Genomic DNA, 15,075 nt, shown 5'->3' on the forward strand with positions numbered 1-15,075 from the left:
CCTCAAGAGCCTGGACCGCGACTGGCCGGTCGCCGTCGCCGTAGGCGCCATCGGGCACGCCCGGGCGCAGAACCCGCCGGCCGTGTGGCAGGCGATCAACGAACAGGCGTGGAGATTCCTACAGGCAAACATCACCGGCGGCCGCCCCCCGCGCACCACGGTGTCCAGCTACCCCACGCGGTGCGCGGGCGCGGCGACCGCCGCGGACGCGATCACTGCGGGCAGCCCAGAGGGCCTCGCCAAGGGAACCCTCATCGTCGACTACAACGGCTCGGTGCTCCTGCCGCCGACCTCAGGCGCCACCGATCCGGACGCAGCCGCCACCGATGCCATCGCAGGCGGCGCCATCACCTCCACCAGTGCCGGCTGCCGCACGTCCGCCCGGCCGACCACCACCTCCCCGACCGATGGCTACACCGGAATCTCGCAACCGCTGCCGACAGGGCAGACGCTCATCGGGATCGGTCACGCTCAAGCCCGGTACGCCGCCACACCGGGCGCCACCACCGCGGTGCTGGCCGCACGGGTATGGGACGTGTCCCCTGACGGCGTTGCGCTGCTGGTCAGTCGTGGCGCCTACCGGTTCGACTTCACCGGTTACGACCCCCGCAGCGGCCTAATCCAGGTGCCGTTGTACGGCAACCACTGGACGTTCCCCGCCGGTCACCAAGTCCGACTGGACCTTGCTCAGGTCGACCAGCCGACGTACCGGCCACCGAACCCGGCGGTGACCGCGACGCTCGACCTGTCCGCCACCCGGCTCGTACTGCCGGTCCGGGCACAAGCCGACACCACCATCCGTTGACGGCCGCGCCTATCCTCTACCAGGAGCCCACCCAGAGCACTGGCGCGACTCATCTGCAGGGCCCCGCGACGCCGGCGGCTCGCCACACAAATTCGACCGGGGCAGCACCGGCGTTCGCCCACCCGACCGTGTTTCCAGGGCTTCTCCTGATGCCACCACCAGGCCGGCCGCACAGGGAGGCGAGCGCGGTCGTGGTTGGCCTGCCCACATCACCCACTTCCGGGGTCTAACCGGCGATGGTGCCTCTACCGGCACGGCCGCCCGCAACGCCTCACCAGCCGAATGCAGCAGCCGGAAGCACGCCCGCCGCTGCCCATCATCACCCGACACGCGCCGGGCGATACCTGGCCCGAGGAGCGGCAAGATCCGACGACGAGGCACAACCAAACCCAGCGCCACCGGTACGACAAATTCAGTGGCTCGGCTTGGCCGATGGTGACGCGAAGCTCAGTCGCCTTCCAATCGAGCTTCGGTCAGCGGGGTACTGGGCAGCGCTCGGCGAGCAGCGCCGCCAGATGCGCTCCGCTGCACGCAACTACCATTCGCCGCCCTTGGAACCCGGGGAGAGCGTCAAGACCGTTCGGTGTGGGGATCAGGGCGCATGCTTTGGCGCCGTCGATGTGGGTGCCGCAAAGTTCGCATCGGCTGGCGCTGACACGTCCGTCCCGGGCTGCCGCGTCGCGGAATAGCCGCCTCAAAAGGTGCATCTCTCCTGTGTAGCTCGGTCCAAGCAACCTTGACATGGGCCATCGGCTTGGACACCGCGCCGCATCCGGCCCAGGTCGGTTCCTGCGGGCGGCGCTGGCGCTCGGCCAGTTGGTCAGTATTCCCGTCATGGAGTTTGCCGTGTTGGTCGTGCCCGGTTCACCTGATTGACAGAGGCGATGGTCTTGATCTCGTTCAGCGATGGCCGGCTGCCTAGCGAGGCATGAGCGAGAGCAGCCCATCTCGCTTGGCCGGCCCATATGGTCGGCGATCAGGCCCCTCAAGTAGTCGTCTGCCTGAGAGTGCTTGAGCAAATGGATGCGCCCCGCCCGAACGGGCGGGGCGCATGAACGGTGTCAGCGGACGTGTGGGCGGCACCGGCGTCGTGCCATCTGCCGGGCCTGGCCAGCCACGGGCAGCGGGCGGTCCGGCAACTCGGCGGCCACCTCGACCCGCGGTGATCGGCCCGCTGGCAGGTGCGCCCGGTCAGCGATCACGACCACGTCCACCTCCCCGTCGATCATCGTTTGCTCGAGCGTCTCCCACGGCGCCCGGACGACCCCTGCCAACCGGTAGCCCCGCCGGCATGTGTGGTAAAAGCATGCTGAAAGGGCGGGCTCCAGCGGCTCGATGCCGGCGGGGACCCAAATGACAGCAATCTCCATGACCTCTCCTGATCAACGTCGCCTATCTGCCTGGGTGATCAGGAGGTGCCGCGGCGGCGGAGGGGCACGTTCCACGGGCCGGTTCACGGCGCGGCCGTCCAGGACAGCCGCAGTTGCGCCTCGGCACAAAGGTGGCATGGACAGTGGCGAGTCGGCCGTGGCCCAGGACCCCGGTAGGTCGACACCGGCGACGCTGGCCACGGTGGACGCGGACGCCGGCACCAGCCACAGCGACGGCAGCCACGGCGCAGGGCCTGCGGGAGGGCCTTCCGGCGGCGTATCGGAAGCTACCGCCACCGGCGACCGCTGCCGTGCGGGAGTTTGGGCCGGGCTGGCCGGTGGAGAGAACGCCGCGGGTGTCGTCGGTCGCGACAGCGGCATCCGCGTCGGGGTGGGTGAAGGCGCCGGAGCCGATATCGCTGGGGTGGGGGTCCTGAACGAGGGCCGGGCGACGGGCGTCGCCGCGCCGGTTGGCGTGACGGCCGGCGGCTTAACGGACGGCATGTCCAGCCCACTGGCCGGCGACGGCTTGATCACCTCTGGTAGCAGCGTTTCGGCGATCTGCGGCCGTACGGTGGCGTCCACCAGGGGAATGTTTGGCAGCGGGGCCGACTCAGCGTGGGCGGCGTCAGCGACAAGGGACGCCCCTGCCGCCGCCGCCCCGAGCGACATCGCCCATAGCCACCGTCTCACCTGAAGAATTCTCTCGCGAATTCCCAAGGGTGATCTAGGGGTACCAGGCGCAACTCGCCACGCATCAACGCTTCGCGCTCGGCCTGCCTCGCAGGTGATCCCGGTAGCCGACCCAACCCCAGCCTTCAGACCGCCACTGGTGCCGCACCGTTTCGCCAGTGGCGGCGGACCGAATGCCTGGGCCCAGGGCTACATGGGTGGCTGGGAGCAGGTCTGCTCGGACGGGGACGCTTTTCGGTGCACGTCTGCCAGTGCTTGCCGCGAGTCGGCACGAGGTCATCGGGCTAACATCGCCACGATCAGGGTGAAGCTGATGGCCAGCAGGACGGCCACGGCAAACACGACGCCCGGCGCCCCCTGCCGTGAACGCCGATGGAGCTGCCACAGCAGCCGCGTTGGCTGGTTCCAGACGGATACGGCGGCGTGGCGGCCACGCCGGCGCGCTGGATTGGTGCGGGTCGTTGAATATGCCACCGAGTTGCCTCCGATGGAGCGTCTGGTGCGCTGTTCGGGTGAGCGAGACAAGGGGTCGTCTGCCTCGAGGCCGCGCACCTCGACCTTCCACTCATGACAAGCGATACACCCGCCCATGTCGTTACATTTGGGTGAGCGACCGTGCGCAGACGGTGATCGTAACGGGCGTCCTGCTCCCCCAAGCGGCTACGGCGCCTGGCCGCGTTGATGCCGCTTGCCGGCCGTCAACTGCGGCGGGACTCCGGGAAGTCGGTTGGAGAGCGGCGCGAGAGCTAATCCTCCCGCCGGGGCCATCGGCGTCGTTAGCAACCGATGACCACCGCTCCGATCCGCTCGTGCTGAGCCCAACCCCGTGCAACACGCCCAGCAACCTCTGCCTGCAACCGTCGCGGGTCTAGAGCCAAGAGCCGGCACGACGGGCAAAGCGCCGGAAGTCCCTTGTCACCATCTGCCGGGTCGCTTGGCTGGCAGCGAAATCCGACCGGTACCTCTTCCGATAAGGGAAGGCAGTACTTCACCAGGGTCCCCATGCTCGCGCACATGAGAAGTGCCTTTACGTGGTGCGGGTGCATTCAGGACCTCCTCGTTCGTGTCGACTCCAGGAACCATGCACCGCACCCTCTCTAACCGGCGGCGAGGCAGCGCAATCATCTCTCAGAGGACGGTATGTGACCTTCTATCCGCTTTGTGGATGGATGATGTTTGCGGACCCGTACCCGACGTAGCGGTGTCGTGTTAGGACGGTCGTGAGTGGACGTGTCGCATATCCGAGTGACCTGACTGACGAGCAGTGGGCGGTGGTTCGACCGTTCCTTCAGGCGTGGAAGGCGAAGCATCCGTCGGTCTCCGGGCATCAGGGCCGGTATGAGCTGCGGGAGATCGTGAATGCGATCTTTTACCAGAACCGGACCGGTTGCCAGTGGGCGTACCTGCCGCACGACCTGCCACCGAAGTCCGCGACGTACTACTACTTCGCCCTCTGGCGTGACGACGGTACCGACCAGGCGATCCACGACCTGCTGCGCTGCCAGGCCCGGGAGAAAGCCGGCCGCAAGGAGGACCCGACCGCGGTCGCGTTGGACACCCAGTCGATCCGCGCGGCCAACCACGTCCCGGCCGCGACGACCGGCAAGGACGCCGCGAAGAGGGTGCCGGGCCGCAAGCGGGGCCTGGCCATGGACGCGCTGGGGTTGATCATCGCGGTGGTGGTCACCGCGGCGTCGGTCACCGACAACGTGATCGGCGTACACCTGCTGGACAAGGTGGTGGCGCACACCCCTTCGGTGACCAAGGCGTGGGTGGACTCCGGGTTCAAAGACGACGTCGCGATCCACGGCGCGGTGCACGGTATCGACGTCGAACAGGTCAAGCGCACCACCACGACGGCCGGGCTCGTGCCGGTCAAGCGCCGGTGGGTGGTCGAGCAGACCAACGGCACGCTGATGCTGCACCGCCGGCTGACCCGCGAGTACGAGAGCCGACCCGCCTCCTCGGTGTCACGCACCCTGTGGGCGCCGACCGCGAACCTGGGGTCAGCACGGAGTGAGGCATCGGCGACCGGCAGTGCCCGGGAGAGCCACCCGATGCACCCGGCGCGGATCTAAGATCTCCAATTCGGCCGGCCGTCTTGTAGCATGCGGCGGACGACGGGCGGCAGCCGGAGCGCGGCTCCGGTACGACTCGGCGGGCGCGGCACCGCCGGGCCGGGCCGCCACGGCTCCCATTAGGCCGGGGCCGCAGTGAGAGAGGAACTGCTCGGCGTGTTCCAGGAACCAAACCGAACCCGGACCGGCGGAAGCTCAACCGGTGGGGTGCAAGGCGCCGCAGGCGGGATGCAAGGCGTCGACCCGCCGGAGGCGTGGGACGCGGAGCTGGCCAAGGCGGTACGGCAGGTCGCTGTGCTGCGCACCGGATTCTACGTTGTCGTGCTCCTGATCGCGCTCGGCGGGCAGGTGTCCGGAGCCGTGGAACGGCTCGGCATGCCCTGGTACGTGGCCCTTCCCGCCGTTGGGGCGCTGGAGCTGGGCGGCGTCGTGGTCCTGGCGAACGCCGACGTACGCCGTCGACTGGGCGAACGGGCGATGCTGTCCCGGGTGCTGTCGGCCTGTATCGCCGCCGCGGCGGTCGCTTTCAACTGGCTGGCACACAGCAACCACCTCGAAGGCGGTTTCTACGCGGGCATGTCCCTGCTCGGTTATCTGGTGTGGCTGATGAACACCGAGAACCAGCGACGGGACCGGCTGCGCGCCAGGCAGCAGCTGCCACCCACGACGCCGGCGTACGAACCGGTCGGGCACTGGTTGCGACACCCGTGGCTGACCCGCCGGGCCCAATCGCTGGCCAAGGCCGACCCCGATCTCGGGCTCTACGGCTCGCTCGACGCTGCCCGCGCGCAGATTCGCGCCGAGCGGCGGCAGGCGGCGCTCAGCAAGGTGTTGCACCGCAAGATCAGCCGGGCACTGGACGCCACCACCGCGAACATCGCCCTGGCGGTGTACGACCTCGACGAGATCGCCCGGCGGCTGGCCGAGCAGGCGGACTACGACGGGCTCACCACGCTGATCGCCGCGGATCTGGCACCTGCGCGCGTGCTGGCCGGGAACCTGCCGGCCAGCGGCGGCCGCCGACGGTGGCGCCGGGCCCGTCAACCTGACCCCGCCGCACTAGCCGCAGCCACGCGGCTGCTCACCGACACCCCGCAGCGGCTGCCTGCCAACGCTCTCGAGCCGGACACGGGGACGGCTCCCGCCCCGGACGTCGCCCCGGCGCCGGGCGCAGCCGCGGCGGCGGGCAGCTCCCCCGCATCTCCTCCGGTGGACGGGGCCTCCGGCGGCTCAGCGGGGCCGGGGTCGGCCGACAACGCGGCGCAGCAGGCGAGAGACGGTGCCGAGCGACCGGGAGGGGAGCGGTCCCGGGCGGCGGCGCTAGACCGTACCGACCGGAAGTCGGAGCAGTCCGACAGCAGGGGCCAGTCCACCTCGACCACGAATCAACTCGATCCGCCCCGCGCCTCAGACTGGGCGGCGCTGCACGCAGAACTCGCCCCGCTCCTGCCCGCAGCCGCACCGCGCCGAACGCCGCGCAACACACCAGACCGGTCGGCCACCAGCCGGGCGGAGGCATCGGCGACCACGGACGTGCCAGGCTCCGCGGAGCCGGCCGACACCGCGCCGCCGGCAACGACCCGCAACACGGCACCGACACCGCGAGCCGCAACGGGACGGGCACGTGTAGCCCGAGCCAACGAACCGGCGGACGAGCCGATCGCAGCAGCCACGCGAGAGCTACCCCTGGTTGCCGGGCGGGACCTGCCAGACCTGGTACACACTGCGGCGAGCCGCACCACATCACCCGTCGCGGTCCCCGACGCCGCCGAAGGGGCCACCGAGCAACGATCAGCGTCGCGACCGCGGCAGCGCCGGCGGGACGACGCGGACCCGCGACCGAGCTCGGAGACGGCTCGGCGTCGCCCGAGCATCCAGTCGGCCGAGGCCGGCCGGCACTGACGGCGCGCTGAGCAACCAGCCGCTGGCACCGGCTCCAACGGTCGTGTCCCCGGGATCTCCTTAACGACGAGCGACGCCAAGCCAACGTGCGGACGCGTTCCCCGGCTGGGTTTCTCGCCATGAGTGCGCGAGTGATCTCGACGCTGTGCCGGATGATCCCGACCAGGAGGATGATCACCAGGAGTGCCCGATGATCGCCACGGGCACCTGATGGCCCAGGCGATCGTCCTAGCCGTGTCGGAGTCGTTGACGGCGGGTGCCGGTTAAGTTCAGCGGCCTGGTCATCGCTCGCAAACTACGCCGTCTCCGTCCTGGTCGCGGTACCAGGCGTACTCCGGATCGACGCCGCGGTAGTACGGGCCGTAGCCGGCCTTGTTGGCCTCCTTGCAGTTGCGGAACCTGGGGTCCGTCTTTGGCTCCGGCGGCGGCGTCGGCTTGCTGCTGGTGCGGGTGGGGCGCGGGCTGCTGGTCGTACGGCTCGGCGACGGCCTCGGCGCGGTCGTCGTGGGCCTGGCCGACGGCGTCACCGCTCCTGTCGCCTCGACGGCCGCAGGCGTGGTCGGAGCAGGGCGCACCTGCACCAGCGGGTCCTTGTCGGCGGTGGCGCTGGCGGCTGCGGTCGGCTTCTGGGGCCGGCCGGAGTCGGTCACGTAGGAGCCGACCGCGGCGCCGCAGCAGCACAGCAGGATCAGTGCGGCTGCGGCTGCGCCGACCACCCAGGGGGTCTTCTTCCGCGCCGCAGGCGGCGGTGCCTGCGGAGGCAGGGGGAACGCGGCCTCCGAATACACCGGGAAGACAGCAGTGTCGTCGTCCGGTTGCCCCGGCTCAGGGTGGCCGTTGACGGGCGGGTTGGTCATCTTCGGGTCACTTCCTGGTGATCAGCACCGCGGTGACCTTGGGCAGACCCGCCCGCCGAGCGAGCGGTCGATCTCTCGGCCACGGTCGCCGGCCTCCTTGCAGATCACAGGCGCGGACAGCTACCTGACCTTACTCGCCATCAGCCAAAATTCCACCGGGCCCATCCCACGAACAGATGGGAGGCAGCCACCGTCTTCGCGACCCCCCGCACGGCCGGGACGTCCCCGCGCTGGACGTACAGCACCTCACCCTCAACAACTAGCAGCGGCGGCCCTCCGGGTTCCTCGCCTGCCGGTCTGGAACAACTCTTCCAGGCGCCAGTGGGATTCGCGCGAGCCTGTCCATTTTGGATTGGTAGTTCCTGTGGGCACTTTGGAGAGCGACGTTTGTGAATATGCTTGCCGGAATCTTTGTCCGTTACGCATAGACGGAGGTGTCGGTGAGACACAGAAGACGATGGCGGTCAAGAATTGCCACGGTGGTTGCGGCAGTGGTTGCCGCGCAGGCGGCGCTCGTTGCTGCCCCGGCGTCGGCGGGGTCGGGCCGTTTGTGGGAGGTGGAGGTCGCGAAGATCCCCTCCGCCAAGTACGCGCGCGATGCGAAGGTTTACGTCACCGAGGCTACGCAGGCGTTGCGCCCGTACGTCGGTGGCGGGTTGGGTGACAGCCGGATCGACACGGTGTTGGCGGATGTCGACAGACGGTACTTCGATGGCGCCCGGTTAAAGAGCGTCGCCGATGGTGAGGTCGCGTTCGACAACCTGGAGCACCTTGAGGCGTTCCTCAAGGGCCGGATGAACGGTGCCAGCCCACCCAGCGGCGAGGCCGAGCTGGCGCACGTCAGGGCGTTGGTGGAGACCCTCACCGGTGTGCGGTTGTTGGCTGACGCGGCGATCCAGGATGCCGAGGCGACGATCGGCCCGTTCCGGGCCAGCCCGCCGCCCGCGCCCGCCCCGGCAGGGCTGGCCGAGGCGTTCGCGGACCTCGACGCGGCCAAGGTCAACCTGGCCAAGGCCGACGACATGCTGGTCAAGGCCAACCCGGAGCCGGCGACCATTCAGGCCGGGAATGCCTGGTCGAACGGCTTCAACGTGCTCACCCGGCTCGGCATCACCTACGCCGGTGACCACGACAACGACGGCGTCATCGACGTGGTGGAGTTGCGGTTCGGCTCCAGCCCGCTGCTGGTCGACTCCGACGGCGACGGACTGACCGACAAGTTCGAGATCACCGAACTGGCGGGCTGGACCCGACCCAACGCGGTCGACACCGACCAGGACTCGATCGCCGACGGTGCGGAGGACGTCGACGGCGATGGCCTCACCAACCTGAAAGAGCAGGATCTCGGCACCTCACCCACCAACCCGGACACCGACGGCGACGGAGCCACTGACGGTGCCGAGGTGGCCCAGGGCAGCAACCCGCTTGTCGCTGACCAGCCGCGTGCCCCGCCGGTGCCGGGCGAGGTCCCGCCGATCGAGCCCGTGCCCACTGACATCGACACCGACGGCGACGGGGTGCCGGACGTCACCGAGGAGGACAACGGCTCCGACCCGACGAAGCCGGACACCGACGGCGACGGCCTCTCCGACAGCGTCGAGCTCGACTACCTGATCAGCGCGCTGTTCCAGGACACCGACAACGACGGCCTGCGCGACGACTACGAAATCGCCAACGCCGAGTCGCAGGGCCTGCACCCGAGCCAGTTCGACGAGCAGATCAGCAAGTGGACGTACGTCACCGACTTCCTGCTGGGGATGTTCGCCGGTGACTTCGCTGAGAAGGACTCGATGGCGTGGCTCGCCGGCAACCTCTGCGGCGGCGGACTGAGCGTCATCCCGGTGGTCGGCTGGATTCTCGGTGGTCTCGCCGACATCCGCGACACCATCGCCGCGCTCATCCACGCCGACTGGGTCAGCGCGGGCCTAAGCATCCTCGGCGTGGTCCCGTACGTCGGCGACGCGGTCTCCATCCCGGCCAAGGTCGCCAAGTTCGTCAACAAGTACACGCACCGGCTCGCTGCAGCGGCGCGCTACGTCGCCAAGTACGACAAGATCCCGGACACCGTCAAGGAGCTCACCTACGAGCTCATCATGCCCGAGGCCTGGGCATACCTGGTCGAGGAGCAGGTCGAGGATCCGGCAGGGTTCGTCGCCGCGGCGGCGAGCAGTCGGGTCTCCAAAGCGAACTTCGACCGGCTGCTCAACGGCAAGCGGACCGACCTCAAACGGCTCCACGAGATGATGACCGACGCGGACGCGCGGCACGAGAACGGCCCGAAGGTCGACTGGGCATACGGCTGGGAGGACGGCGAGATCAACTTCGCCGCCATGATGCAGGGCATCGGCCGCCCCGGCGAGCGGAATTTCGGCATCAAGAAGCCGGACAGCCCCGACTTCGAGGGCCCCCGCCGGGTCGACTACGCCGAGGAGACCGACGAGGGTTGGATCTTCCACGAGGTCAAGTCCGGCTTCGCGTTCGCCGATGACCGGATCCAGGAGCAGGTCGACCAGTGCGAGAAGGACGCCTGGTACCAGGATCCCGCCAACCAGGAAACGATCAAGGAAGCCAACAAGGACAAGATGAAGGGCAAGGGTGTCAAGAAGGTCCACTGGCACTTCGTGGCGAGCGGCAGCGGTCAACCCAACGTAGACGACCTCGGCATGTCCGACGAGCTGTTCAACTGTCTGAAGAGAAACAACATCCCGTTCACCATCCACTTCCCGGCGGACTGATCCGGGCGTGTCGCGGGCCGGGCACCGAGCCTGGCCCGCGACACGGCCACCGTGTGTGAGGACAATGAGGAATGACTTCTCTCCCGCCTTTCGCAGTGCCCGGCATCGAGCCGGAGGCCCCTGCTTCGGAGCTGAACAGGGGCATCGGTTATCGCGGCGACCAGCTCGCCGGCCTTCCCGCGGTCGCCGCTGTTCTCGAGGCGTTCCCGGCCGAGCTGATCGCGCTGGCCGGTCCGGACGAGACGCGGGAGGAGTATCCGATCAGCCGCCTGGCGCTGACGAAGCAGGTCCACATCTCGACCGCCAGCGGCCTGCGATGGGGGCTCGGGTTCGGCGACGAGGTGGGCTTCCTGGTCCAGCCGGGCATTGGCAGAATCCCCGAGGACCTGCTGGAGAAGGCGCTCGCCGAGCAGCCGGGGGTCACATCCGCCATCCATTACGACCGGGAATCCTTCGAGGTGGAAACCTCGGAACTGCTGCGGGCCGACGAGATGATGGCCCGGTGGATGGCGGCCATCCTCGCCGCACACCGCGCGTACGCACGACACCTCGGGCGTGAGCTGCCCTACTGACGTCAGGCCGGCGCCGGATCAGCGGCTCACGCAGCCCGGCCGCCCGTGCTGTCTCAATCGCCTGACACGGCGCCTGTTCGGGCCGGACCCGATGTAGAAGCGACTCGGGCCCGGCCGTGCCGTCACGGAAGCGGTGTTAGTTCGATGGCGTCGAGCCCGAACCCGTACCGGGGTGAGGTGTCGGTCTTGCCGGTGACGGTGAACGTGAGCCGGTGCGCTCCGGCGGTCAGGTCGACCGCGCCGTAGTCCTTTCGGTCGATCGAGACGCCCTCGCCGGCGTGGTCGTAAGCCTTCCCAAGCGGCACCCCGTCCAATGTCTGCGTGTGGATGCCGAAGTCCCAAGCCTTGGTGTAGGCCAGGGTCAGGTCATAGCGGCCCGCCCGGGGCACCGAGAAGGTAAGCGTGTAGCGGTCGCCCGGCGCGTTCGCCTGGAACCAGATCTGCTTGCCCTGCGACCAGGTAACCCCGCAGCAGTCCGTCTGGATTACGTATGGTGCGGTGGCCTCGGCGAGCGGCACGAGCGACTCGGCCTCGACTATGACGGTCGATCCGGTGGTGGCCCTGACCTGGCGGGAGTACGGCCCGGCCTGGCCGGAGCCGTCGGTGGCTCGGAGCCGGTAGTACCAGGTCTGCTCGGTGTCCAGCCCGGAGTGGGTGAATGTGGTGCCGCCGGTGGTGCCGACCAGCGTGTTCGGGCCGGGGGTGAAGTCGCGGGTTGTCGAGGCGTACACCTCGTATACCGCGCCGCCCTCCGGGTCCATTGACCCCCAGGACAGGTCCACCCAGTTGGCGCGTCCGGCGCGGGCGACCACCGGGTCGACCGCTCCCAGCACGGCCAGCGTCGACCAGCCTTCCGCGCGGTCGCCGCTGCTCAGCGATGCGACCGCCCGCAGCAGTGCGGATCCGCCCGGCGCGCCAGCCGGAACCTCCACCCGGACCTCGGCAGTGGCCTCCCTGCCCGGTGCCAGGTCGGTGAAGTGCACGGGATCGGCGGTGACGCGCAGCAATGGCGGCGCGGACAGCGACAGGACACCGGAGACCGGCGCGCCGCCCGTGTTGCGGTACGCGACGGTTACCGTGACCGTCGTACCGGGCGGTACCAGGCGCTGGTCGGTTCGCATGGTGGGCGGCGCGAGCGGCTGCCGGTCATTGGCGGCGTAGGTGCGCAGGTAGTCCACCATGGTCCACTGGTTCGACCGGGTGGCGCCGTCGACCTCGATGCGCACGGTGTGCGGGCCGTCGGCCAGGCCACCCTGGCGGGCGAGTAACTGGTGGTACCGGTCGGTCGGCGCGTGCTGGCTCACCGGCGGCCCCACCGGGGCGCCGTCGACCAGCACCCGGATGGTCCCGCCGTTGGGGCCGCGCCAGCCGTACACGTCCACGCCCGTGCCGGTGAAGGTGTACTCGGCCCACTGGCCGCTGCTCCCCTGCCCGCCGTGCGCGCCCCCGTTATACGCGTCGACGTGGCCGTACTGGGGCCAGCCGGAGAACCGCCAGCCGGGGGTGGCGTCATCGACAACAGTGCCGTCGCTGGCCGGCACCGGACCCGGATCCGGACCGGCGGCGTCGGCCACGGTGCGGAACCCGATCGTCGCGGCGCGGTCACGGCCGGGCGACATCAGCAGGTACTTGTTGTGCCGGTCCAGCCGGTACGCCTCTTGGTCGGAGGGGAAGTACCAGCCCGAGCCGAGGGCCCGGTAGTAACTGCCGCCGCGCAGGATCGCCGCCCGGGTGTGCTCGTCGGTGAACTCGTCGGTCCACTGCCATACGTTGCCGACCATGTCTAGGGCGCCGAACGGGCTGGCGCCGTCCGGGTGCGCGTTGACGCCGTCCGGTGGGCGCATTTCGCCCCGCCCGCTGAACGTTTCGGGCACGCGGCCCGGGTCCCAGACATTGCCCCACGGGTAGTTGCGGCCGTCCAGGCCCTGTGCCGCGTATTGCCACTCCCAGCTGTGCGGTAGTCTTCGGCCGGCCCAGGCCGTGTAGGCGCGCGCGTCCTCGATTGACACCCAGGTCACGGGTTTGTCGTCCCAGCCCTTCGGGTACGTCGGGTGCCTGCGGTCGCGCCAGTCCCAGTTTTTGAGGAAATTCGCGGCGTCCCGTGGGCGGTATCCGGTGGTGTCGAGGAACCGTTTGAACTGCGCGTTGGTGATCGGTGTCCGGTCGATATAGAACGGCTGGACCGGGATAGTCCGGGCGTGGTATCGGCCGGGCTCGGTCTCCCACGGGTACTGCACATCGACGCCCGCTCGGTTACCGCCCTCGATTTCGGTGCCGCGTACTCCGTACTGGTAGTTCGCGCCGGGCACGTACACCATGCCCGCTGGCGCCTTGGCGACATGCCGGGTTGGCGCGATCGACGTCATCTTCTGGGTGAGCACGGTGTTCTCGGTGGAGAAGCTCGCGAGCGGGCGCTGCGCCGAGTGCCGCATGGTGGTCAGGAACTGCGTGAAGTGCTTGGGCAGGTCCTGGGGTCGGCTGGCGAGCACCGCGCCGAAGCCCATGCCTTCGATGGGGAAGGCCAGGGTGGCCTGGTCCCCCTGGACGTGGGGCGTTAACTCGGTTCCATGCCACAGGTCGTAATAGCGCTGGCCCGGCTGGTGCGGTACGACGATTTGGTCGCCGCTCACGTCCGCGGTCCCGCGGTTGACGATCGTCCACAGCGTTTGGCCCGACGGGGCGGGCCATTTGCTGGCGAATATGTCCTGGCTTCGCACGGTCGGCGTGTGCGGCTCCCAGCCTTCGCTTACCAGCAGGTCGGGCAGCATGCGCTCGATCGCGGCGACGCGTCGGGTCGCCTCGGCGTCGCGGTCGGTCATCTGGTTCCAGATGCCCCAGATGTTCTCCCAGCTCTCCAGGCCCGTGCCGTTGAAGAAGGCGACCTGGAGCATGTCGATCTTGCTGCTGGACCAGCGGTCGTTCACGTGAACCGTGTGCCGCGGCTCCAGCCATTTGTTGATGCTCACCATCGGCACGTGGCTGCGGTAGTCCCAGTACCCCCAGGACTGCGTGTTCCACATGATTTCCTGGCCGGGCCCGCCTGACAGGCCGAGTTCGGGTTCGAGCACGAGCGGCCGACCGGCGGCGACGGAGTTGTCGAAGTAGTCCCGGGTGACGGCGTTCATCGTGTCGCCGTTCAGCCCATCGGCGCCCGCGTCAGCCAGCATCTCCGGCAGGATCTCCGCCCATGGCGCGCCCGGGTCGCGGGTACCGAGGTCCCAGACCATGATTGGGAAGAGCACGTGGACGCCGGCCTTGTGGAAGTCGGTGACCATCTGCCGGACGCCGGCCCAGCCGCCGGGCATGGCGCGGAACATGTCCTCGGTGTTGCGGTTGTCGACGCCGATGTTCGGGTACGTCGGCCAGATCAGCACCGAGTCGATACCGCCGTACCGCTGCCGCACGTCGGCGAGGTACCGGTCGACGGTGTACTGGCGCGTTTTCGGGTCGTACAGGTACCGGTCCTCGATCATCACCTGCGGCTGGATCGGGTTGTGCTGGGCCCACTCCAGCTCGGGGCGCGTGTAGTTCGTGTCGTCGTAGGCGATGCGGGCCCGCTGGTCGTTGCGCCACTGGCGCATGGCGGCCAGCCATGCCGGCCAGTCCGCCGGCCGGTCCGGGCCGGCGATCTGCTGGGCGCCGACGCGCAGCTGGTAGTCGTCCGCCTTCGCTGGCGTGGCAGTCAGCAGGGTCAGGGCGAGCGTGGTGGCCGCGGCGGCCGCCAACCTCTGCAGTCCTCGCGGGGGCGGAGCGGGTGATCCTGGCATGGTGCCTCCGATGGTGAGTCTCGGGCAACCCGGCCGGCGGACGTCGGCGGGCCTGGAGCGATTGGGCAGGGGTCTCCGGTCAGCTGAGGCGGACCGACAGGCGGCGGCGGTAGGCGTCGAGTACGACGGCGACGATGATTACCGCGCCGGTCACCATCGTCCGTTGGAAGTCGGAGACACCAAGTAAATTCAGCCCGTTTGAAAGCACGCCCAGCAGACAGGCGCCGAGCAGGGTGCCGATTACGGAGCCACGGCCACCGGCCAGGCTTGCGCCGCCGAGAACCACGGCGGCGATC

Annotated in this window: 8 protein-coding genes and 1 pseudogene; 5 read left to right on the forward strand and 4 right to left on the reverse strand. The window is 69.2% G+C overall.

From position 1 onward, the window contains the following. The coding region (locus FXF52_RS42145) for a hypothetical protein (protein WP_222870888.1) at nt 1-805 on the forward strand (805 nt) is incomplete at its 5' end. 1,061 nt (nt 806-1,866) lie between these two features. Here FXF52_RS42145 and FXF52_RS42150 read toward each other — a convergent pair. Further along, the gene (locus FXF52_RS42150) at nt 1,867-2,034 is read right to left on the reverse strand and encodes a hypothetical protein (RefSeq protein ID WP_187413941.1); all 168 of its coding nucleotides are present in this window, start codon (nt 2,032-2,034) and stop codon (nt 1,867-1,869) included. Between the two features lie 2,054 nt (nt 2,035-4,088). On the opposite strand from FXF52_RS42150, the gene FXF52_RS37230 reads away from it, so the two are divergent. Together FXF52_RS37230 and FXF52_RS37235 are read left to right on the forward strand one after the other, a co-directional pair. Then, nucleotides 4,089-4,946, forward strand: coding sequence for an IS5 family transposase (locus tag FXF52_RS37230; RefSeq protein ID WP_148804373.1), 858 nt, complete (start codon nt 4,089-4,091; stop codon nt 4,944-4,946). A gap of 228 nt (nt 4,947-5,174) precedes the next feature. Beyond that, nucleotides 5,175-6,848 carry a hypothetical protein gene (locus tag FXF52_RS37235; protein WP_148804374.1) on the forward strand — a complete coding sequence of 558 codons (1,674 nt, stop codon included), beginning with the start codon at nt 5,175-5,177 and terminating at the stop codon, nt 6,846-6,848. Nucleotides 6,849-7,129: 281 nt separating this feature from the next. Here FXF52_RS37235 and FXF52_RS42700 read toward each other — a convergent pair whose 3' ends face one another. Continuing rightward, on the reverse strand, nt 7,130-7,705 hold the full coding sequence (locus FXF52_RS42700) for an excalibur calcium-binding domain-containing protein (RefSeq protein WP_222870889.1): 576 nt from the start codon (nt 7,703-7,705) through the stop codon (nt 7,130-7,132). A 479-nt stretch (nt 7,706-8,184) separates the two neighbouring features. On the opposite strand from FXF52_RS42700, the gene FXF52_RS37245 reads away from it, so the two are divergent. Both FXF52_RS37245 and FXF52_RS37250 read left to right on the forward strand, forming a co-directional pair. Then, nucleotides 8,185-10,440 carry a hypothetical protein gene (locus tag FXF52_RS37245; protein WP_148804375.1) on the forward strand — a complete coding sequence of 752 codons (2,256 nt, stop codon included), beginning with the start codon at nt 8,185-8,187 and terminating at the stop codon, nt 10,438-10,440. A 95-nt stretch (nt 10,441-10,535) separates the two neighbouring features. Further along, a complete protein-coding gene (locus tag FXF52_RS37250; RefSeq protein ID WP_148804376.1) occupies nt 10,536-11,012 on the forward strand; it encodes a hypothetical protein in 477 nt (158 codons plus the stop codon). Nucleotides 11,013-11,134: 122 nt separating this feature from the next. Here the strand turns inward: FXF52_RS37250 and FXF52_RS37255 are convergent, their stop codons facing one another. Both FXF52_RS37255 and FXF52_RS37260 read right to left on the reverse strand, forming a co-directional pair. Next, nucleotides 11,135-14,737 (reverse strand): SUMF1/EgtB/PvdO family nonheme iron enzyme, encoded by a 3,603-nt coding sequence (locus FXF52_RS37255; RefSeq protein ID WP_222870890.1) that lies wholly within the window; start codon nt 14,735-14,737, stop codon nt 11,135-11,137. 121 nt (nt 14,738-14,858) lie between these two features. Next, a pseudogene (locus tag FXF52_RS37260) lies at nt 14,859-15,075 on the reverse strand (ABC transporter permease); the annotation flags it as partial.

It is taken from the genome of Micromonospora sp. MP36 (genome assembly GCF_008119785.1).
Taxonomy (GTDB): Bacteria; Actinomycetota; Actinomycetes; order Mycobacteriales; family Micromonosporaceae; genus Micromonospora.

Excerpts from the sequence above, each read along its gene's own strand:
- FXF52_RS42700 (WP_222870889.1), bottom strand. The coding sequence starts at position 7,705 with ATGACCAACCCGCCCGTCAACGGCCACCCTGAGCCGGGGCAACCGGAC.
- FXF52_RS42150 (WP_187413941.1), bottom strand. The coding sequence starts at position 2,034 with ATGATCGACGGGGAGGTGGACGTGGTCGTGATCGCTGACCGGGCGCAC.
- FXF52_RS37235 (WP_148804374.1), top strand. The coding sequence starts at position 5,175 with ATGCAAGGCGTCGACCCGCCGGAGGCGTGGGACGCGGAGCTGGCCAAG.